Below are 20,646 nucleotides of genomic sequence, written 5' to 3' on the forward strand. Positions count from 1 at the left end.
CCCGGGGATCCGCCGACGGGCAACGGGCCGGCAGGGAACGGGCGGGCCGGGACTTCGCCGGCGGGGCAGACGCCGAGCCGCGGTCGCCGCCGTGGCCGCACTTCTGGCCGGGGTCCTCGCGGCTCCCCAGGCCGTGGCGGGCGGCGGCGCGTCACCGGCCGGCGTGCCCGACCACGGTTCCAGCGACGTCCTGCCGAGCCTGCGCCGCGACCTCGTCGCGCACTACGACTTCTCGCACCCCGCCCAGGGCGACCCCACCGTCGAACGCGACCGAGGCCGCTCCGGCACCGGCATCAGACTCATCAACGGCGGCGACCGGATGCGGGTGCAGGACCAGGCGCACCGCCACAGCGGCAGCGCCCTCCAGGTCCAGCAGATCAACCCGGCCACGGCCGGCAACGACGACTGGAAGGCCGGGATCTACGACGAACGGGCCGTCGAGTCGCTGCGCGCCTTCAACGGGGCACGCGCCGCCACCGTGATGGGCTGGGTCAAGATGACCGGCGAGAACCCGAGCCCCAACTCGAACACCGCCGACCCCGGCGACCGGTACAACGCGATCGGCCTCGCCGGAGTCCTGTCCGGCGACTCCAACGGCCACGACGTGCGGGCCCTGCTCGAACTCATCCAGGTGAACGGGGAGTTGAAGCTCGTGGCCCTCGGCCGCCGTATCGACGGCGGCGCCTCCCAGACCTTCGCCGCCGAGGCCGACTGGCAGACCCTGCTGCCGCGCGAGGAATGGGTCTTCCTCGCCGCCACCTTCGACTACGACACCGGCGAGATGGCCCTCTACCGCAACGGCCGCCCCCTGCCCGGCTTCTACACCCGCACCGACGACCCCTGGGCGCTGGCGGGCGACCCGGAACCGGACCTGACCACGGCCGGCGACCCCCGGGGCATCAAGATCGGCGGCAGCTTCCCCCAGAACACCCGCGAGAACAACCCGTGCAACTGCCGCATGGACAGCCTGATGTTCCTCGACCGCGCGGCCTCACCCCGGGAGATCCTCGGCCAGTACCGCCGGGTGACGTAGTGAAAGAGGGACCATTTGTTCAGCGACATGCCCGGAATGGGCATTGTGCGCCGAACAAATGGTCCCCCTGTCGTGGTGTGCCGGGTGCTTCAGGAGCGGCGGCGTCTGGTCGCGGCCACCCGTTGGGGGTCGATCACCGGGTGGGCCCACTGTTCGGCAAGGGCCAGTGACTCCGCGCGGCCGTCCACCACGTGGGCGTGGGCGAGGGCCGCGGCGCGATCGCCGTCCCCGGCCGCGATCGCCTCGTACATCTCCTCGTGCTCCGCGCACTGCTGCGCCGGATCGCGCTGCGCGGTCAGCCGGAAGAGCCAGTGCGTGCGCGCCTCGAGCGGCCGCATCATGTTGGTGAGCAGTGGATTGTCCGCCAGTTCCACGATGTCCGTGTGAAAGCCCGCGTTGGCGGCCGCGATGCCGCCCCGGTCCTGCGCGGCGATCGCCGTACGCGCCTGGGTGAGCCGCGCCGCGAGACGCCCGAGCCCCTCCGAGTCGGCGCGCTCGGCCGCGAGCCGGGCGGCCAGGGACTCCAGTGACTCCCGTACGTCGAACAGGTCGCGCACATCCGCCGGAGTGAACGGCGAGACCAGAGCGCCCCGATGCGGCACGAGCACCACAAGGCCGTCCGACTCCAGGCGGCGCAGCGCCTCGCGCAAGGGGATACGGGACACCGCGAGCTCGGCCGCGAGGTCCCGCTCCACCAGGCGGGCGCCCGGCTTGAGTTCGCCGTCGAGGATGCGTCGGCGCAGCGCGTCGTATGCGAGATCGCGCAGCGAACCCCGTGCTGCGCCCGCCTGGCCGGCCACCATCGCCACGATCTTCCTCCACTCGCTCCGGCCCCCACCCTAAGCGGACGGGGTGCCAGGTGCGTACTGCTAACCGGGCGCTAACACGCAGGCAACAAGCGGCTCCCAGACTGAGGGCGCGTAACGGTATACCACTAGCGGGTTCGCGTTGCCCCCGGCAACGGCGCGCGGCCCCTCCCTCTGGAGGCACCACGTGGCACTCACTCACCCCCGGCGGGCCCTCGCCCCCGTCGCGCTCCTGTCCGTCGCGGGACTGCTCACGCTCACCGGCTGCGGCGGCAACTCGTCCGCGCAGGACGGCGCCTCGGGCTCGGGGGCGCTCAAGGTCGGCGTCCTCTTCCCCGGCTCGCTGTCCGACGGCGGCTTCATGGAGTCCGCCTACCGCGGCTATCAGCGGGCCGCGAAGGAGCACAAGGGCAAGGTCGCGTTCAGCAAGGTCGAGCAGGTGCAGGCCGCCGACTACGAGCAGGCCCTCGTACGGTTCGCCACCAACTCCGACCTGGTGATCTCCCTGGGCGGACAGACCGACGCGGCGGTACGGAAGGTCGCGGCCCGTTTCCCGAAGGTCAAGTTCGCCGAGATCGGCGGCCCGGCCGACGGCAAGCCCACCGCCAACCTCGCCCTCTACGACCCGCAGCAGGCCGAGGCCGCGTACCTCTCGGGCGCGGCGGCAGCGCTCCTGTCGAAGAAGAAGACCGTCGGCTTCGTGGGCGGCGCCGAACTGCCCGCGATCGTGAACGCGGCCAAGGAGTTCGAGCGCGGCGCCAAGGCGGTCGAACCGGACGTGAAGGTGCTCACGCCGCAGTACGTCGGTGACTTCAACGACGCCGCCAAGGCCAAGCAGTCCGCACTCGCCGACTACAGCGCCGGCGCCGACGTGCTCGGCCAGATCCTCAACCTCGGCCAGAAAGGCGTCGTCCAGGCGGCATCCGGCAAGGGCGGCACCCTCATCGGCGGGCCCATCCCGGCGGAGTGCGGAACCGCGAAGGCGTACGCCGCCTCCGTGGAGACCGATATCGGCGCCGAGATCGAATACTCCACCGAGCAGCTGGTCAAGGGCAGTTGGAAGGCGGAGGCCGTGCACTTCGGCCTGACCTTCGACACACCGCAGAACAACCTCCACCTCTGCGACACCGCCGACCCCTCCGTCGCCAAGAAGCTCGACGAGGTGAAGGCCGACATCACGTCCGGGAAGGTCAAGACCCGGTGACGGCGGCCCTGGAGATCGGCGGACTGGTCAAGTCGTACGGGAGCATGCGGGCGCTCGACGGCGTGGACCTGGTCGTCGAGGCGGGCACGGTGCACTGCGTCCTCGGCGAGAACGGCGCCGGGAAGTCGACGCTGTGCCACGCGGTCGCGGGATCGCTCACACCCGACGAGGGATCCATGCGTCTGTACGGCGAGCCGTACGCCCCACGGCGACCGGCCGACGCACTGGCGGCGGGCGTGGCGATGGTGCACCAGCACTTCTCGCTCGTCTCGACCCTGACCGTACGGCAGAACCTGCGGCTGCTGCGGCTCCCCGAGTTGCCGGCGCGGATCGAGCGCGTGCGCCGGACGTACGGGCTCGAACTCGAACTCGACGCTGTGGCGGGGAAGTTGCCCGTGGGCGTGCGCCAGCGCGTCGAGATCGTCAAGGCGCTCCTTCGCGACCCGCGCCTCCTTGTGCTCGACGAGCCGACGGGGGTGCTCGGGCCGGCGGAGACGGACGCGCTCCTGGAGACCTGTCGGCGGATCGCGGCGGCCGGGCACGCCGTCGTCCTCGTGACGCACAAGCTCGGTGAGGCGGCACGCGCGGGCGACGCCGCCACCGTGCTGCGCGGCGGACGGGTGGCGGGCGGCGGACCGATGACCGAGCTGTCCGCCGAGCGCCTGGTCCCGCTGATGATCGGGCGGTCGGTCGGTGCGCTGGATGCGACGGTGGCGGGGGCGGTGGGGCTCGGGGGTGCGGGGGGTTCGTCGGGTGGGGACGAGCCTGGTGGTGACGAGCCCGGCGCTGTGGGGCGCGGTGCCGGGGAAGCTGCTGCTGCGGGGCGCGGTGGCCGGGAAGCTGGTCCTGTGGGGCGCGTCTTCGCGGAGTCCGGCGTCGTCGAGGGCGTCCGGCGCTCCGGTGCCGCGCTGCGGCTGAGTGAGGTCACGGTCCGGCGGGCCGACGGCACGTACGCCCTGGACCGGGCGGAGTTGGAGGTCGGGTTCGGCGAGATCGTCGGCGTCGCGGGCGTCGAGGGGAACGGCCAGAGCGAGTTGATGGCCGTGATCGGCGGGGCGCTCGCGCCGGAGCGCGGGCGCGTCGAGCTCGACGGCGAGGACCTGACACGGGCGAATCCCGCGGCCCGAACCCGGGCCGGTCTTGGGGTCGTTCCCGAGGACCGGCATCACGAGGGCTGCGTACCGGAGCTGTCCGTCGCCGAGAATCTGCACCTCGGGCGGCTGGGGGAGTACCGGCGGTTCGGGATGTTCCTGGACCGGGCGGCGCTCGGGCGCGCGACCGGGACCGTACTCGATGAACATGACGTACGGGCGCCGGGTGCCTTCGCCCCGATGGCTTCACTCTCGGGCGGCAACCAGCAGAAGGTCGTCCTGGCAAGGGAGTTGGCGCTCGACCCGCTGGTCTGCCTGGCCGCGTCGCAGCCGACGCGCGGCCTCGACATCGGTGCCGTCGAGGCGGTGCACGGCCGGATCCGGACGGCGGCCTCGAGGGGCGCGGGCGTGCTGGTGGTGTCGGCCGAACTGGACGAACTGCTCGCCCTGTGCGACCGCGTGGTCGTCGCGTACCGGGGCCGGCTGCTGGGGCCGGTGGATCCGCGGGAGGACGGGGCGCGTGAGCGGGTCGGGGGGCTGATGGTGGGGGCCGAGCGGACCGAGGCACCACCGAAGGCCGGACAGACCCCTCCCTCCCGGGGGCCGAGCCCTTCCAAGGCTATCGGCGCCCACTGACAACGCTCGACTGGCAACGCCCGACTGGCACGCCCGCCTGACAGCGCCCGCCTGACAGCGCCCCACTGACAGCGCCCGCCTGACAGCGCCCGACCGACAACGACCGCCTCACAGCGCCCCACTGACAACGACCGCCTGACAACGCCCCACCGCAAAACCGTCCGAGCCGCGACTCCCTCCCAAGGAACCCCATGTCAGCACCCACCGCGACCACCTCGCCGCCGGAGCCGCCCTCCGCGGTCGAGCCGCCACAGGCCGCACCGACGGCCGGCCGGCTGCGCGCCCTCCTGCGTCACCCCCTCGCCGTCGCCCTGCTCGCCGCCCTGTGCGCCACCGGCGTCGGCATGGTCCTGGTCGTCGCGGCCGGTGCGGATCCGGCCACCGCGTGGCAGGCCCTGGACGAGGGCATGTTCGGGTCCTCGTACGCCATCGGCAGCTCGCTGAACTCCGCGGCCGTGCTCGCCCTCATCGCCTCCGGCTTCACGGTCGCGCACCGCGCCGGCCTGGTGAACGTCGGCGGCGAGGGCCAGCTCTGCGCCGGCGGCACGGCCGCCGCGGCGACCGGACTCGCCCTGCCCGCGCAGGTGCCCGGCGCACTGGGTGTGCCGCTGATCCTGCTCGCCGGCTTCCTCGCCGGCGCCGCATGGGCGGGCATCGCCGCCTGGCTGAAGGTGAAGCGCGGCACCAGCGAGGTCATCACCACCCTGCTCCTCAACTTCATCGGCATCGGGATGGTCTCCCTCGCCGTCCACGAGGAAGCGCTGCTGCGCCAGCCCGTGACCTCGTCGGAGACCCTGCCGCAGTCCGCACCCTTGCCTGCCGGGGCCCAACTCCCCCTGATCGGCGACGTGGAGTCACCCGCCACCGCCATCGTCCTCGTCGCCGCGCTCGCGGTCGTGACCACGGGCATCGTGCTCCGGCACACCGCGCTCGGCCTGCGGCTGCGCGCCGTCGGACACTCACCGGCCGCATCGGCCCGGCTCGGACTGCCCGTCGGACGCCTCGAAGGCGGCGGGCTCGCGTTCGCCGGCGGGCTCGCGGGGGTCGCGGGCGCGGCGCTCGTCGCCACCGCCCCGTACGTACTCGCCGAGCACTTCTCCTCCGGATACGGCTTCGCGGGCCTCGTCGTCGGACTGCTCGCCCGCGGCTCGCTCACCGCCGTCGCCGCCGTGTCGCTGCTCTTCGGCTTCCTGACCTCGGGCGGCATCAACCTCCAACTCGCCGCCCAGGTGCCGGCGTCCACCGTTCAGATCGTCCAGAGCCTGCTCGTGCTCTTCATCGCCGCCGCGATGCTGTTCACCACCCGCCGCCCAGGGAGCCGCTGATGAGCGCCGTAGCCGAAGAACTCGCCTCCGGTGGTGTACGGATGGCCCTGCCGCTGCTGCTCGCCTCCAGCGGTGAATTGCTCAGCGAACGCGCGGGAGTTCTCAACCTCTCCGTCGAAGGCATGATGCTCACCGGTGCGTTCGCCGGCGCCGTGGGTGCGCACCAGTCGGGCAGCGCGGCCGTCGGAGTGGTCACCGCGGTCGCCGCCGGTCTGCTGTTCGCCGCGCTCCAGGCGCTGCTCAGCATCACCCTGCGCGCCGACCAGATCGTCACCGGCATCACCGCCAACGCCCTCGCACTCGGCGCCACCACCTACGGCGCACGCCTCGCCTTCGGCGACGGCGCGGGCGCCAAGTCCCTGCCCGGCCTCGACCCGCTGGCCCTTCCGCTGCTCAGCGACCTCCCGATCCTCGGCCCGGCCCTGTTCGAGCAGACCCTTCTCGGCTATCTCGCCTTCGCCGTGGCCATCGCGCTCGCCGTCGGCTTCAGCCGCCGCAGGACCGCAGGACTCGCGATCGACGCGGTGGGCGAGGACGCCCTGTCCGCCGACCGCAGTGGCCTTCCGGTCGCCCTCATCCGGTACGGGACCGTTCTGCTCACCGGCGTCACCGCGGCGCTGGCCGGCGCGCATCTCGCGCTCTCCGAGGTCCATGCCTTCAGCGACAACATCACCGGCGGTATCGGCTATCTCGCCGTGGTCGCGGTCATCGCGGGACGCTGGCGCGCCTGGCCGACGCTGCTCGCCTGCCTGGTCTTCGGACTCGCCCAGTCCCTGCAGTTCGCGGCGCCCGCGCTCGGCCTGCACATCTCGGCCCCGCTCCTGACGACCCTGCCGTACGTCTTCGCCCTCCTCGCGGTCAGCGGCCTGGTCGGCCGCAGCCGCGCCCCATCGGGCCTCACCACCCCGTTCGTCCGCGCCAGTTGAGGCAGCGGCAAAGGGACCAAATGTACGGAACGTATCGCCCTGAAGCGGACATCGCGCAGGACGATCGGTCCCCCGATCACAACTACAGGAGCATCCGCACCCATGACCCTGATTCTCAGCCGGTCAGTGATACGTGAACTTCTCGCCGAAGGTGGGGGCGAAGCCGTCGAGGAGGTCGAGCGGACGGTGGGGCGTGCGCATCGGGATCTGGCGTGTGGGCGGGCCGTGCTGCCCGCGCCGCCCGCGATGCGGCAGCCGGAGGGGGACGGCGCGTACCTCGCGATGGCCGCGGCCTCCGCGCCCGACCGGCTCGCCACGGTCAAACTCCTCGCCGATCTGCCCGCCAACCGCGAGCGCGGACTGCCGGTCCAGCGCTCCGCGGTGCTCGCGGTGGACGCCGAGACCGGCGCCTGTCTGGCGCTGCTCGACGGCGCCGAACTGACCAGGGTCCGTACCGCCGCCGCCACCGCGGTCGCCACCCGGGCCCTGGCCCGCGCCGACGTCCGCACGCTCGGCATTCTCGGTACGGGCCCGCTGGCCCGCGCCCACGTACGGGCGCTGCTGCCCGGGCGCCCGTACGAGCACGTTCTGATCTGGGGCCGCACCCCGGCCAACGCCCAGGCGCTGGCACAGTGGATCACGGCCGAACTCGACGTCCCCGCCAAGGTGTTCGCCGACCCCCGCTCGGTCACGGAGCACGCCGACGTCCTGTGCACCCTCACCCCGTCCCGCGACCCGCTCGTCCACGGCGCCTGGCTGCAGGCGGGCCAGCACATCAACGCGGTCGGCGCCCCGCCACGCCCCGACCACCGCGAACTCGACACGGAAGCGGTGCTGCGCTGCCGCGTAGTCGTCGACGCGTACGAAACGGCTCGCGCGAAATCGGGCGAGGTGCTCATCCCCCTCGCGGAAGGCGCCCTCGGCGAGGACGCCTTCCGCACCGAACTCGGCTCGGTCCTCACCGGCCAGGCCCCGGGCCGCACGACCGAGGAGGAGCTGACGCTCTTCAACTCGGTGGGTGTCGGACTCCAGGACCTGGCGGTGGCGCGGCTGCTGATCGACCGGGCGGGGGAGCGGGGTGTGGGGCTTACCGTCGACCTTGCGGGGTGAGCCGCCCCGGGTCCCGTCAGCTTGCCGAGGCCTCAGCCCGCCAACAGCTTGTCGATCCGCTGCAGTTCCTCCGCCGAGAACTCCAGGTTCTCCGTGGCCGCGACACTGTCCGCGAGCTGCTCCGGGCTGCTCGCGCCCGCGATCGCCGAGGTGACCACGCCGTCGCGCAGCACCCACGCCAAGGCCATCTGCGCGAGCGACTGACCGCGCTCGCGGGCGATGTCGTTGAGCGCCTTGAGCTGCGTGACCGTGTCGTCGGTGATGTTGTCGGCGTTCAGGAACGGGCTGAGACCGGCCGCGCGCGAGTCGGCCGGGATGCCGTCCAGGTAGCGGTTGGTCAGCAGCCCCTGGGCGAGCGGCGAGTAGACCACCGAACCGGCGCCCGCCTCGGCGAGCTCCGGCCACAGTCCGTTCTCCGGTGTGCGGTCCAGCATCGAGTACTTCGGCTGGTGGACCAGGAGCGGAGTGCCCAACTCGCGCAGGATACGGGCGGCTTCACGGGTCTGCTCGGGCGAGTAGTTCGAGATGCCCGCGTACAGCGCCTTGCCCTGGCGCACCGCCGCGTCCAGGGCGCTCATCGTCTCCTCGAGCGGGGTGTCCGGGTCGGGGCGGTGCGAGTAGAAGATGTCGACGTACTCCAGACCCATCCGCTTCAGGGACTGGTCGAGTGAGCTCAGGACGTACTTGCGCGAGCCCCATTCGCCGTACGGCCCCGGCCACATGAGGTAGCCGGCCTTCGTGGAGACGACGATCTCATCGCGGTGGGCGCGCAGATCCTCCTGGTAGATCCGGCCGAACGCGGTCTCGGCGGCGCCGGGCGGCGGACCGTAGTTGTTGGCCAGGTCGAAGTGCGTGACGCCCAGGTCGAAGGCCTTGTGCACGATGGCCCGCTGGCGGTCGAGGGAGCGGTCGGTGCCGAAGTTGTGCCACAGGCCGAGCGACACGGCGGGCAGCAGCAGACCGCTCCGGCCGGTGCGGCGGTAGGGCATGGACTCGTAACGGCCGGGTGCGGCTGCGTACACGAAGGACCTCACTCCACAGTCGAAGAACGTTTCTGCCCAGCCTCACCCGCCCGGCGCCCGGCTGTCCAACAAGAACGAACAAAATCTTCCCGCGTGGCTCCCCACGGCCGCATCGTCATGCGTGGCCCCAAGACCGCCCTACGGAGAGGTGTCGCCCGCCCGCCGCGGCCCGAGCACCTCGCTCAGGTCGAAGTTCACCGGTTCCTCGAGCTGTTCGTACGTGCAGCTACCGGGCGTACGGTCGGGGCGCCAGCGCCGCCACTGGGCGGTGTGCCGGAAGCGCGCCCCGTTCTCCATGTGGTCGTACGCCACTTCGGCCACGCGCTCGGGCCGCAGCGGCACCCAGGTGAGGTCCTTCTTGCCGCTCCAGCGGTTGACCGAACCCGGCAGCCGGGCCGACTCATGCGCGGCCTCCTCGGCCCAGGCCGCCCACGGGTGGCCCTCGGCCGATTCCATCCGCAGCGGCTCCAGCTCCTCGACCAGCTCCTCGCGGCGCTTCATCGAGAACGCCGCCACCACGCCCACGTGCTGCAGCACACCCTGGTCGTCGTGCAGCCCGAGGAGCAGGGAGCCGACGACGGGACCGCTCTTGTGGAGGCGGTAGCCGGCGACGACCACATCCGCGGTCCGCTCGTGCTTGATCTTGAACATGAGACGCTCGTTCTGCCGGTACAGCAGATCCAGCGGCTTCGCGATCACCCCGTCGAGACCCGCGCCCTCGTACTGCTCGAACCACCGGCGGGCCACGTCCTGGTCCGTGGTCGCGGGCGCGATGTGGACGGGCGCCGAGGAGCCCGCGAGCGCCATCACCAGCTTGGCGCGGCGGTCCGCGAGCGGCGTGTCCACCAGGGATTCATTGCCGAGCGCGAGCAGATCGAAGGCGACGAACGAGGCCGGCGTCTGCTCGGAGAGCAGTTTCACGCGCGATGCGGCCGGGTGGATACGCTCCGTGAGCGCGTCGAAGTCGAGCCGCCCGTCACGCGCGATGACCACCTCGCCGTCGATCACACAGCGGGCCGGAAGGTTCGCCTTCAACGACTCCACGAGCTCCGGAAAGTACCTGGTCAGCGGCTTGCCTGTACGGCTGCCCACCTCGATCTCGTCGCCGTCGCGGAACACGAGGGCCCGGAAGCCGTCCCACTTCGCCTCGTACTGCATATCCGGCGGGATCTTGGCGACGGACTTCGCGAGCATCGGCTTGACGGGCGGCATCACCGGCAGGTCCATGGTGTCGATTGTGGGGTGTGACGCCGTGGTGCGCCTGGTGGATCCCCACTTCCGTATGCAGCGCCACCGCGCCCCGCCTACCGTGGCAGGCATGGGTGGAGCTGCGATCGAGCTGGACGCGGGCGGCCGGAAGGTGCGGCTTTCGAGCCCGGACAAGCTGTTCTTTCCGGAGACCGGCTATACGAAGCGGGACCTCGCCGAGTACTACCTCGCGGTCGGCGACGGCATCCTGCGCGCGCTGCGCGACCGTCCGACGACCCTCGAGCGCTATCCGGACGGTGTCGGCGGCGAGTCCTTCTTCCAGAAGCGCGCCGCGAAGAACACCCCGGACTGGATCCCGACGGCCGAGATCACCTTCCCCAGCGGACGCAAGGCGCACGAGATCTGTCCGACCGAGGTGGCGGCGGTGATCTGGGCGGCCCAGTTCGGCACGTGCACCTTCCACCCCTGGCCGGTACGCGCGGACGACACCGACCACCCCGACGAACTCCGGATCGACCTCGACCCGCAGCCCGGTACGGACTTCGAGGACGCGGTGCGTGCCGCCCACGAACTGCGGGCGGTACTCGACGAGTTCGGTGGCCTCGTCGGCTGGCCCAAGACCTCGGGCGGCCGCGGACTGCATGTGTTCGTGCCGATCGAGCCGCGCTGGGACTTCATCCAGGTACGTCATGCGGTGATCGCCGCCGGGCGTGAACTGGAGCGCCGGATGCCGGACTCGGTGACCACGGCCTGGTGGAAGGAGGAGCGCGGCGAGAAGATCTTCGTCGACTACAACCAGGCGGCCCGCGACCGCACCATCGCCTCCGCCTATTCCGTACGGCCGAACGCCAAGGCCCTCGTCTCGGCACCCCTGACATGGGACGAGGTCGACGAGGTGCATCCCGACGACTTCGACCTCAAGACGATGCAGAGCCGGTACGCCGAAGTCGGCGACGTCCACGCCGACATGGACCGCACCCGCCACACCCTCGACGCGCTCCTGGAGCTCTCGGAGCGCGACGCGAAGGACCGTGGCCTGGGGGACATGCCGTATCCGCCCGACTATCCGAAGATGCCGGGGGAGCCGAAGCGCGTGGCCCCCAGCCGGGCGAAGAAGACGGAGTGACCGGGGCGGATACCTGGTTCGGCACGGTGGTGGTGGCGTGGTTCGGCACGCTGGTGAGTGCGGGGTTCGGCACGGTCGTTAGGGTGAGGCCGTCTTGATCGAACTCGCTTGTGGGGGGCGCCGTGGACACGGCCGGATTTACGGAGATCGGCAGCGCACAAGAGCTGCGTGACCTGCTGGGGGAGCCCGACCGGCGCGCCGCGGACAAGGTCCGCAGGGTGCTGCACGACTTCGACAAGCAGTGGCTGGCCCGATCGCCGTTCTGCGTGATCGCCACCGCGGACGGCAGCGGCTGGTGCGACGCCTCGCCGAAGGGCGACCCGCCCGGCTTCACGAAGGTCCTCGACGACACGACCCTCGCGATACCGGAGCGACCGGGCAACCGGCGCGCCGACGGCTATCTGAACGTCCTGGCCAACCCTCGTGTCGGCCTCCTCTTCCTGGTCCCGGGCCGCGCCGACACGCTCCGGGTCAACGGACGGGCGCGCCTGGTCAAGGACGCCCCGTTCTTCGACGCCATGCAGGTCAAGGGCCACCGGCCCAGGCTCGCCATGGTCGTCGAGATCGAGGAGGTGTTCTTCCACTGCGCCAAGTCCCTGCTCCGTTCGGAGCTGTGGAAGCCGGGGACCTGGGACCCGACGGCGGTGCCGTCCCCCGGCCGTATCGCCAAGGCCACGACCCGTAAGGACCAGGACCTCGAGGAACTCGAGGCCTACTTCGGCCCCTCGTACGCGGAGCGGGTGTACGAGGGCTGACCCGCGCCGGACATGCCGATGCCCCCGTCCCCGTACGAGACGGGGCGGGGGCACCGGTAACAAGCCTGCTCCTACAGCTCCTTGATCCGGATGTCGCGGTACGAGACGACGTCCGTCACCCCGTGCACCTGGATCCCGATGTAGCCGGACGCGAAGCGCCGGCCGTCCGTGCCGGGATCGTCGGACCGCGGGGGTTCGAAGACCTGGCCGCCGGTGTTGTCGAACTCGTTGATCAGCACACCGTTGCGGAAGATCTTGTAGTGCTGGTCGACCACCTGGATCTCGTAGTCGTTCCACGTGCCCTTCGGGGTCACGCCCGCACCGGCCAGACCCACGCGGTCGAAGCCGTAGATCGAACCGGTCTTGTACATGTCGCCGACGGGACTGTCGAACTCCTGCACCTCATGCCCGTACTTGATGGCGACCCACTCCGGACGCGACTCCTCCGGGTGGTCATGGACCCACGGGAAGCGCACGAAGACACCGGAGTTGGCGTTGCCGTTGGCCGGAGCGTCGTCGCGCCACTGGAGCTTCAGGGAGAAGTCCGTGTACTTGCGCTCCGGGAACCACAGCATGCCGAGGCCGGCCTTCGAGGTGCCCGAGGTGATCGTCCCGTCCGGATTGAGACCGAACGAACCGCCGCCCACGTGCTGCCACTTGTCGAACGACCGCTGCGTGCCGTCGAACAGCGGCGTGTAGCCGGTCGTGTTGCCGGGTGTGCCGATCCCGGACGCCTTCGCGGCCTGGTAGATCAGCCGGCCCTCACGGGCGCTGATGACGCCCTCGGCGACCACCCGGTCCCGGATGGTGTCCACGTGCTTGAGGAACAGCGCGTGCGAGGACCAGGACCGCTCGTCCTCGATCAGCTCGCCGATCGTGCAGCGCGCCTTGGTCATCCGGTTGGGCACACCCGAGTTGACCGTGCCGACGAACACCGTGTCGCGCTCGTCGAACTCCGGGCAGTTCGGGGCTTCGGGGCCCGCGCCCTGGACGACCGTGAAGGCCACCTGCCGCGCCTCGGACCCGTTGCCCGCCTTGTCCGTCGCACGGTAGGCGACCGTGTGCCGGCCGAAGCGGTCGAGGACCAGCGGCTGCGTGTACGTGACATAGGGCGCGCCGTCGAGCGAGTACTCGACCTTGTCCACGCCCGAGTCGTCGTCCGTGGCGGTCAGCGTCACCTTGGCCGAACCGACGTACGCGCCATCGGAGTTCCTGTTCCCGTCGACCTTCGCCGTGACCTCCGGCGGGGTCTTGTCCTCGACCGGTGCCGCGACCAGGGTGAAGTCGACGCTCTTCTCGGCCGCCGCGTTGCCGGCCTTGTCCGTGGCCCGGTAGCGCACCTTGTAGGTGCCCGGGTCGTGGAACATCACCGGAGCGGTGTACGGCTGCCAGGCACCGTCCGCGCCGATCGCGTACTCGGTGGTGTTGACCCCCGAGCCCGCGTCCGTCGCCGAGACGGTGACCGTGGCCATGCCGACGTACTGGCCCTGGTCGTTCTGCTCACCCGTCACCGCCGCCGAGGTCTCCGGCGCCGTGGTGTCACCCGTGTCGGGCGCCACGACCTTGAAGGACTCGCTCTTCTCGGCCGCCACGTTGCCCGCCTTGTCGGCGGCCCGGTAGCGGATCTTGTGATCGCCGACCGTGTTCACCACGACAGGACCGGTGTACGGCTGCCAGGCGCCGTCGTCACCGACGGCGAACTCGGTCTTCTCGACGCCCGAACCACCCACCTCGTCCTCGGCGTTGACGGTCACCGTGGCCTGGCCGACGTACGCGCCGTCGGCGTTCTTGGTGCCGTCCACCTTCGCCGAGGTGACCGGCGCCGTGGTGTCCTCGCCGCCGCCCTCGGTCACGACGAGGATGCCCTGCATCGTGCCGTGGCCCGGGATGGTGCAGTGGTACAGGTACCGGCCCGGGGTGAGGACCACCTCGGCCGTGTGCCGGCCGCCCTGGTCGTCGTTGGGATTGGCCAGGATGTTCAGCGGTACGTCGTTGTTGTACTCGGGGTCCGCGATGTCGAAGGTCAGCGTGTGCGGCATCCCGGTGGTGTTGCCGGTGGCCTCACTGTTCTCGAAGACGATCGTCGTCGCGCCCGCGACCGCGGTGGTCGGCGCCGACAGATAGCGGTCGATCGGATCGCCCGCCGTCCAGGTCAGCGTCTGCGCAGCGGCCGCCGAAGGCTCGGCCGCCGGGGGCTCCTCGCCGTAGGCCATGGGCGCGGAAAGACCGAGCACCAGGAGCAAGGTGGCGAGCAGGAGTCTCAGCGGTTTCATCCGCCGCATGTACAGCAGGTGCTTTCTCACTGGGCTGCCCCTCTCGCCAGCTGGTTCGCCGCCGGAGTCGCCGCGCCGCCGTGGTAACTGACCTTCCACAGCGCCGACTTGGCGTCCGAGGTGAAGAAGCCGCGCCCGTAGTCGAGGACGTACAGGGCGCCGTCGGGACCGAACTTCCAGTCCATCAGGTTGTTGATGGCGTCATTGCCACCCGGGATGATCTTCTTCAGGGACTCGGCATGGACCGGGGTGCCGCCCTTGCCGACCGTGTTCGGGTCGGTGAGGATCGCGTGCCGCGGCTGGTCGCCGAAGTAGAAGTCACCGACGAACCACTTGCCGTCCCAGTACGAGGGCCACTTGCCCTCGCCCGTCGCGGCCGCGTCGTAGCGGTAGACCGGGCCGTTCATCGTGGCCTGGCCGCCGCCCTTGAGCCACGGCAGCAGGAACTTCTGCTCCTCGGCCTTGTACGAGGGAATGCCGTTCGCGTCCCGGGGGAAGTCAGGGCCGCCGCCCGCGGGGGAGTACCAGATGGTGTTGGACGTGATCGGCGGCAGCTTCACCAGACCGTCGTTGTTGGGCGATTCGTTCTTCGGGGCGTTGCAGTCGTACCAGCCGAGCGGCTTGGTCGGGTCCGGCAGATTGCGGTCGCGGTAGGGCTGCTTGTTGCCCATGCAGTACGGCCAGCCGTGGTTGCCGGGACCGGTGATCGCGGCGAACGTGTCGTACTTCGCCGGACCCCAAGTGGTCGACGGCTGCCCGGCGTCCGGGCCGACCCATCCCGCGTACAGGATGTCGGTCTTCTGGTCGACGAAGATGCGCGCCGGGTTGCGCACGCCCATCACATAGATCTCGCCGCGTGTCTTGCCGCCGCCCTCGTCCGGCTCCTGGCCCGTGAACAGGTTGCCCGCCGGGAGCGTGTACGTCCCGTCGTCCTCGGGGTGGATACGCAGGATCTTGCCGTTGAGGTTGTTGGTGTTGCCCGCGGTGCGCCGGGCGTCCGCGAACGACACGCCCTTGTAGTTGGGCTCGGGGTTGTTGCCCGAGTAACCGTCGCTGAACCGCGAGGAGTTGTTGTCACCGGTCGCGATGTACAGGTTGCCCTTGGAGTCCCAGGACATCCCGCCGCCCGCGTGACAGCAGCTGTGGATCTGCACCGGCCACTGCAACAGGACCTTCTCGCTGGCCAGGTCCAGTTTGTTGGTCGCGAGGTCGAGCGTGAAGCGGGAGACGTAGCGCTGGGCCATCCGCTTGTCACGGTCGATCTTCGCGTGCGGTGTGTAGTGCAGGTACACCCAGCCGTTGGTCAGGAAGTCCGGGTCGAGCTCGACGCCGAGCAGACCCTCCTCGACCTTGATCAGCTCGTCGCCGCCGCCCTTGTTGCCGAAGACGCTCAGGCTGGCCGCCTTGGTGACCTGCTTGGTCTTCGGGTCGTAGACGTGGACCTCGCCGTTGCCCTTGCCGATGTCCGGGTCGTTCCAGTCGGTCACGACGGGCTGCGAGGAGTCGGCGCCGCCGCGGCCGATGTACAGGATCCGGCCGTCCTTCGCGGTCACCAGACCGTGCGGTTCGCCGATCTGGTCGTTGAGGCCGGGCTGGTTGGGCACGGTGAGGCGCTCGGCCTTGTAGTTGCTGTCGATCGTGGCCTTGCAGTCGGCCCGCACCAGACGCGTGGTCCAGTTCAGGGCGCCGCGCAGATGCGTCCGGAAGTCCGTCTCGGAGTACGCGTCCGCCGTACCGCCCATCGCGGTGTAGAAGGACCTGCCGCCGTCGTAGTCACGGCACCAGGAGACGGGGTGGTCCCAGCCGTTGGCACCCGTGCCCGGCTGGTACGTGGACTCGCGGACGCGCGCGATCGTGTGGACCTTGCCCGACGGGTTCTCCTTCCAGTTGAACCACTTGTCGGGGCGCTTCCACTGCAACGGAAGGCCGGTGTTGGCCGGATGCTGACGGTCGCCGACCTCGACGGTGGCGCGCTGCGTCGTCGCACCGCTGCCGGCCGCGGGACGCGCGCCGATCAGACCGGTGAACCAGTCCGAGTACGGCTCCGTGCGCGCGGCGTCGTGCAGACCGACGAAACCGCCGCCCGCCTCCATATAGGCCTCGAGGCCCAACTCCTGGTCGGCGTCGAGGACATCGCCGCCGCCGGTCAGGAAGACCACGGCGTTGAACCGGCCAAGACGAGTGTCGTTGGTGAAGATCGATGCGTCATCGGTGGCCGTAATGGTGAAGCGCTGGTTCTCGGGGCCGGTCAGACCGATCCGCTCGATGGCCTCGATACCGGCGTTGACCACCGGGGACTCCTCGGTGGCCGAGGAGTGGAAGACCAGGACGCGCACATTGCTGCCGCCCGGCGGTGACGGCAGTGACATCGTTGTCTGCTCGGTCGCGGTCCTCGGCGGGTCCGGGTAGGGACGCGCGGTGGCCGGCGATGTGGCGAGCAGTCCCGCGGTCATGGCCCCGGCCGCGATCCCGGCCGCCCAGGCCCGTCTCGATTTACGTCTCACTGTGCTCAACCCTCGGTGTTTCCAGGGCTGTTGATGCGGTGATGACCGCATGTGTTCACCCACCCCTCGTCCGTTACGGCATCAGCGCCTAGGAAAGTAGACGGCTTTGGCCGACCCGCCAATAGCTATGACCGGACTGACCCGAACTTTGTCCTGAGTGTGGATAAACGAAGATCCCGTCGCTACCGTGTGCCCGTCCCTGGGGGCTCTTCGGCCCCACCAATCTCCGTACCGGCATGGGGAGTTCGTAGATGACCGAGCAGGCGGCCCGCAGTCTCGAAAACCTCGGCAGACGCGTCTTCAACCGGCGGCTGCTCGCCGGCGGGGCGGTCGTGGCCACGGGTCTGACATCGATGTCGGCGGCCGGATCCGGGAGTTCGGCCTCGGCGGTGGCGGAGGCGGCGGTCGCGCCCGCGGGCGGCACGGTGCGCCATATGAAGCTGTACGTCGAGGCGCTGGCCGACGGTCAGCTCGGCTACGGCCTGGAGAAGGGCAAGGCGTCCATACCCGGCCCGCTGATCGAGATGATCGAGGGCGACACCCTGCACATCGAGGTCGTCAACACCCTCGACATCGACGTCTCCCTGCACCCGCACGGCGTCGACTACGAGATCACCAGCGACGGCACCCGGCACAACAACTCCCATGTGGAGCCGGGGGGTTCCCGCACGTACACCTGGCGCACGCATGTGCCGGGCCGGCGCGCGGACGGCACCTGGCGCGCGGGGAGCGCGGGCTACTGGCACTACCACGACCACGTCGTCGGCACGGACCACGGCACCGGGGGTCTGCGCAAGGGCCTCTACGGTCCGCTGATCGTGCGCCGCAAGGGCGACATCCTGCCGGACAAGACGTTCACGATCGTCTTCAACGACATGACGATCAACAACCTCAAGACGGGCCCCGACCTCAAGGCCACGGTGGGCGACCGCGTGGAGATCGTGATGATCACGCACGGCGAGTTCTACCACACGTTCCATATGCACGGTCATCGCTGGGCGGACAACCGCACGGGCATGCTCTCCGGCCCGGAGGATCCCTCGCCGGTGATCGACAACAAGATCACCGGGCCCGCCGACTCCTTCGGCTTCCAGATCATCGCCGGTGAGCGGGTGGGGGCGGGGGCGTGGATGTACCACTGTCACGTCCAGAGCCACTCCGACATGGGGATGGCCGGGTTCTTCCTGGTGGCGAAGCCGGACGGGACGATACCGGGGCATGACGGAGGGCATACGGCGCATGGCGCGGCGTCGACGGAGTCGGGCGACTCGACGGGGACGGGCGAATCGAAGGCGTCAGGTGACGCGAAGACGTCGGGTGATACGAAGGCGTCGGATGACGACTCGGGGGCGGCGCACCACCACTGAGTGCTGAGTGCTCCCGTCCGCTTGGGCGGTTGCGGGGCGGTTGTCAGTGGCCGGTGCCAGACTCGGAGGCGGCAGGGCAACGGGACCCACAAAGGAGTGGATCATGCTCACCACCCGTTTTGTCACCGGCTCATTGGTCTGGGTAGACCTCGGCACTCCCGATATCGAGGCGGCCAACGCGTTCTACGGAGGCCTCTTCGGCTGGGAGGCGCAGGCCGCCGAGGAATTCGGCGGCTATGTGACCTATCGCAGCAACGGAAAAGCGGTCGCCGGCGGTATGCAGGTCTCGCCCGAGGAGGGCGAGCCCGCCTGGGGCATCTACTTCCAGACGCCCGACGCGGACGCGACCGCCAAGGCCGTCGAGCAGGCTTCGGGCACCGAGCTCATGGCGCCCATGGATGTCGGACCGCTGGGGCGCATGGCGCTCTACAGCGATCCGGCAGGTGCGGGCTTCGGGCTGTGGCAGCCCGGCGAGATGAAGGGGTTCGAGCTCGTCAATGAGCCGGTCTCCCTCAACTGGGTCGAGCTCTACACCACCGACGTCCCCGCGGCCGCCGCGTTCTACGGAGCGGCGCTCGGGCTGGGGACCAGCGCGATCGAGTTCCCGGGCGGCTCGTACACGAGCGTGCACCCGGCAGGCACCGGCGATGAGGGGATGTACGGAGGGCTCGTCGACCGGTCCGACGACCCGGTCGAGGCCGAGCGGGGGCCGCACTGGCTGCCGTACTTCGAGGTCGCCGACGTGGACCAGGCCGTGGCCAAGGCGCGCGAGCTCGGAGCGAGCGTGCAGATGGAGCCCACGTCCATGACGGGCGTCGGGCGGCTGGCCAAGATCACGGACCCCTTCGGTGCACGGCTGGCGCTGATCAAGGGCGATCCGGACCAGGTGTGAACCGCTGAGCGTGGAACCGGGGGTCTCCTGGTGAGGCCCCCGGTGGCGGTTCCGGGCCCTCCAGTGGGTGAAATGTCCGAGATGCGATAATCGGGGAGCGTGCCGTGCGGGTCCCGAGCATCTCCGTACGGCAGAACCGTCGCCCGACTCCGGGAGCCCTCGATGTACCCGATCCGCATAGACCCCACGACCGTACGGGACGAGGAGCCGGTCACCCGTCTCGACCCGAAGGGCGCGCCCTTCGAGGAACTGGCCGCCGCACGGATCCAGTTGCTCGCCGGCACCGCACGTCAGGCGCATGTCTACGAGGACTCCGAGGTGCTGCTCACGGGTGTCGACGGCGAGGTGGAGGTCGGCGATCCCGGGCGTACGCAGATCACGCTGCGTCCCGGCGCGTGTGTGATGGTGCCCCGCGGTCAGCTGTTCACGCTGGCCAACCGCACCAGCCGCCCGGCGACCCTGCTCGCGGTGCTCACCAAGGGCCCCGCGGTCGACCGGCTCCCGCGCGCACAGCGCACCCCGGGGCGCGACGCGCGCCACCTGCAGGCCGTGGCCTGACGGATACGGGGCCGGACCGTACGGACGCGGGAGCGCACGGCGCCGTGGTGGTCGCAGAGCGCACGGCCCGTACCCGTCACGGAGCGCACAGCACCGTATCCGCCCGTCATGTAGCGCAGAGCCTCGCATCCATCACGACGCAGCGCGCGGCACCGTAACCGCCACAGAGCGCACGGCACCGTACGCGGATCAGCGCACATGAATCGCCCTGCGTGGAGCAAGCCGACCCGGCCGCACGTCATGCGGCCGTCCACCACACTGGTGACCCATGAGGCGCCGCACCCCGCCCTTCCGTTCCGCCCCGGCCGACCTGCCCGAGGCGGGTGAGCGCAATCTCGCCGAGCGCGCCTGTCATCTGCACCGCGGCCTGCCGGGCGCGAGCGTCCGAGAAGCCGGCGACCTGCTGATCGCGGACAGCGGGCTGCCGGACGACACCTTCAACATCGTGGCCGCGGCCCGGTTTGCCCCACAGGCCGTGGACCGGCGCATCGCCGAGACGCTCGCCGAGACAGGGGCGCGAGGACGGCCCTTCTCGTGGTGGGTCGGACCGGCCTCCGCACCCCGCGGCCTGTCCGCGCTCCTCACGGCCGCGGGACTCCCGGTCACCGAACAGTCGAGCGCCATGTGGGCCGAGCTCGACGAGACCGTACCGAAGCCGCGGCCGAACGGGCTCGACATCCGCATGGTCCGTACGCCCGCCCAGCTCGCCGACTACGCCGAGGTCGTGGCCGCCACCTGGTCACCGCCGTCGCCGACGGTCCCGGCGTTCTACGGGCGCGCCGCCGAGCGGCTCCTCGTGCCCGACTGCC

General features: G+C 70.6%; 16 protein-coding genes and 1 pseudogene. 12 read left to right on the top strand and 5 right to left on the bottom strand.

Annotated features, from left to right (window positions below; all coding sequences use genetic code 11):
• The first annotated feature begins 91 nt into the window (after positions 1 to 91).
• Positions 92 to 1,033 (top strand): hypothetical protein, encoded by a 942-nt coding sequence (locus tag ABT367_RS33720; protein ID WP_352257087.1) that lies wholly within the window; start codon positions 92 to 94, stop codon positions 1,031 to 1,033.
• An 89-nt stretch (positions 1,034 to 1,122) separates the two neighbouring features.
• Here ABT367_RS33720 and ABT367_RS33725 read toward each other — a convergent pair whose 3' ends face one another.
• A complete protein-coding gene (locus tag ABT367_RS33725; protein ID WP_352257101.1) occupies positions 1,123 to 1,836 on the bottom strand; it encodes a GntR family transcriptional regulator in 714 nt (237 codons plus the stop codon).
• A 190-nt stretch (positions 1,837 to 2,026) separates the two neighbouring features.
• On the opposite strand from ABT367_RS33725, the gene ABT367_RS33730 reads away from it, so the two are divergent.
• From ABT367_RS33730 to ABT367_RS33750, 5 genes are all read left to right on the top strand, one after another.
• Positions 2,027 to 3,043: a BMP family protein gene (locus ABT367_RS33730; protein WP_352257088.1), complete on the top strand. Its 1,017-nt coding sequence runs from the start codon at positions 2,027 to 2,029 to the stop codon at positions 3,041 to 3,043.
• Positions 3,040 to 4,770, top strand: coding sequence for an ABC transporter ATP-binding protein (locus ABT367_RS33735; RefSeq protein WP_352257089.1), 1,731 nt, complete (start codon positions 3,040 to 3,042; stop codon positions 4,768 to 4,770). Before ABT367_RS33730 ends, ABT367_RS33735 begins: the two co-directional genes overlap by 4 nt.
• A 191-nt stretch (positions 4,771 to 4,961) precedes the next feature.
• Positions 4,962 to 6,095 carry an ABC transporter permease gene (locus ABT367_RS33740; protein WP_352257090.1) on the top strand — a complete coding sequence of 378 codons (1,134 nt, stop codon included), beginning with the start codon at positions 4,962 to 4,964 and terminating at the stop codon, positions 6,093 to 6,095.
• A complete protein-coding gene (locus ABT367_RS33745) occupies positions 6,095 to 7,021 on the top strand; it encodes an ABC transporter permease (RefSeq protein WP_352257091.1) in 927 nt (308 codons plus the stop codon). Before ABT367_RS33740 ends, ABT367_RS33745 begins: the two co-directional genes overlap by 1 nt.
• Positions 7,022 to 7,123: 102 nt before the next feature.
• Positions 7,124 to 8,131, top strand: a complete 1,008-nt coding sequence (locus tag ABT367_RS33750) for an ornithine cyclodeaminase family protein (RefSeq protein WP_352257092.1) — start codon at positions 7,124 to 7,126, stop codon at positions 8,129 to 8,131.
• Positions 8,132 to 8,163: 32 nt separating this feature from the next.
• On the opposite strand, the gene ABT367_RS33755 is transcribed toward ABT367_RS33750, so the two are convergent.
• Positions 8,164 to 9,153, bottom strand: a complete 990-nt coding sequence (locus ABT367_RS33755) for an aldo/keto reductase (protein ID WP_352257093.1) — start codon at positions 9,151 to 9,153, stop codon at positions 8,164 to 8,166.
• 138 nt (positions 9,154 to 9,291) lie between these two features.
• Positions 9,292 to 10,380, bottom strand: a complete 1,089-nt coding sequence (locus tag ABT367_RS33760) for an ATP-dependent DNA ligase (RefSeq protein WP_352257094.1) — start codon at positions 10,378 to 10,380, stop codon at positions 9,292 to 9,294.
• 91 nt (positions 10,381 to 10,471) lie between these two features.
• On the opposite strand from ABT367_RS33760, the gene ligD reads away from it, so the two are divergent.
• Entirely contained in the window at positions 10,472 to 11,488 is a 1,017-nt protein-coding gene (gene ligD / locus ABT367_RS33765; protein WP_352257095.1) for a non-homologous end-joining DNA ligase, read from the top strand.
• A gap of 122 nt (positions 11,489 to 11,610) precedes the next feature.
• Positions 11,611 to 12,243 carry a pyridoxamine 5'-phosphate oxidase family protein gene (locus ABT367_RS33770; protein WP_352257096.1) on the top strand — a complete coding sequence of 211 codons (633 nt, stop codon included), beginning with the start codon at positions 11,611 to 11,613 and terminating at the stop codon, positions 12,241 to 12,243.
• Positions 12,244 to 12,314: 71 nt separating this feature from the next.
• Here ABT367_RS33770 and ABT367_RS33775 read toward each other — a convergent pair whose 3' ends face one another.
• A complete protein-coding gene (locus ABT367_RS33775; RefSeq protein ID WP_434975599.1) occupies positions 12,315 to 14,516 on the bottom strand; it encodes an OmpL47-type beta-barrel domain-containing protein in 2,202 nt (733 codons plus the stop codon).
• A 26-nt stretch (positions 14,517 to 14,542) separates the two neighbouring features.
• A complete protein-coding gene (locus ABT367_RS33780; RefSeq protein WP_352257097.1) occupies positions 14,543 to 17,071 on the bottom strand; it encodes a ThuA domain-containing protein in 2,529 nt (842 codons plus the stop codon).
• A 200-nt stretch (positions 17,072 to 17,271) separates the two neighbouring features.
• Here ABT367_RS33780 and ABT367_RS33785 point away from each other — a divergent pair, with 200 nt between their 5' ends.
• From ABT367_RS33785 to ABT367_RS33800, 4 genes and pseudogenes are all read left to right on the top strand, one after another.
• The gene (locus ABT367_RS33785) at positions 17,272 to 18,387 is read left to right on the top strand and encodes a multicopper oxidase domain-containing protein (RefSeq protein WP_352257098.1); all 1,116 of its coding nucleotides are present in this window, start codon (positions 17,272 to 17,274) and stop codon (positions 18,385 to 18,387) included.
• Between the two features lie 103 nt (positions 18,388 to 18,490).
• A complete protein-coding gene (locus tag ABT367_RS33790; RefSeq protein ID WP_352257099.1) occupies positions 18,491 to 19,279 on the top strand; it encodes a VOC family protein in 789 nt (262 codons plus the stop codon).
• A gap of 162 nt (positions 19,280 to 19,441) precedes the next feature.
• The gene (locus ABT367_RS33795; RefSeq protein WP_352257100.1) at positions 19,442 to 19,837 is read left to right on the top strand and encodes a cupin domain-containing protein; all 396 of its coding nucleotides are present in this window, start codon (positions 19,442 to 19,444) and stop codon (positions 19,835 to 19,837) included.
• A 268-nt stretch (positions 19,838 to 20,105) separates the two neighbouring features.
• Positions 20,106 to 20,646 (top strand): annotated as a pseudogene (locus ABT367_RS33800) (GNAT family N-acetyltransferase); the annotation flags it as partial.

This window comes from Streptomyces mesophilus (genome assembly GCF_040300965.1).
Classification (GTDB): domain Bacteria; phylum Actinomycetota; class Actinomycetes; order Streptomycetales; family Streptomycetaceae; genus Streptomyces; species Streptomyces mesophilus_A.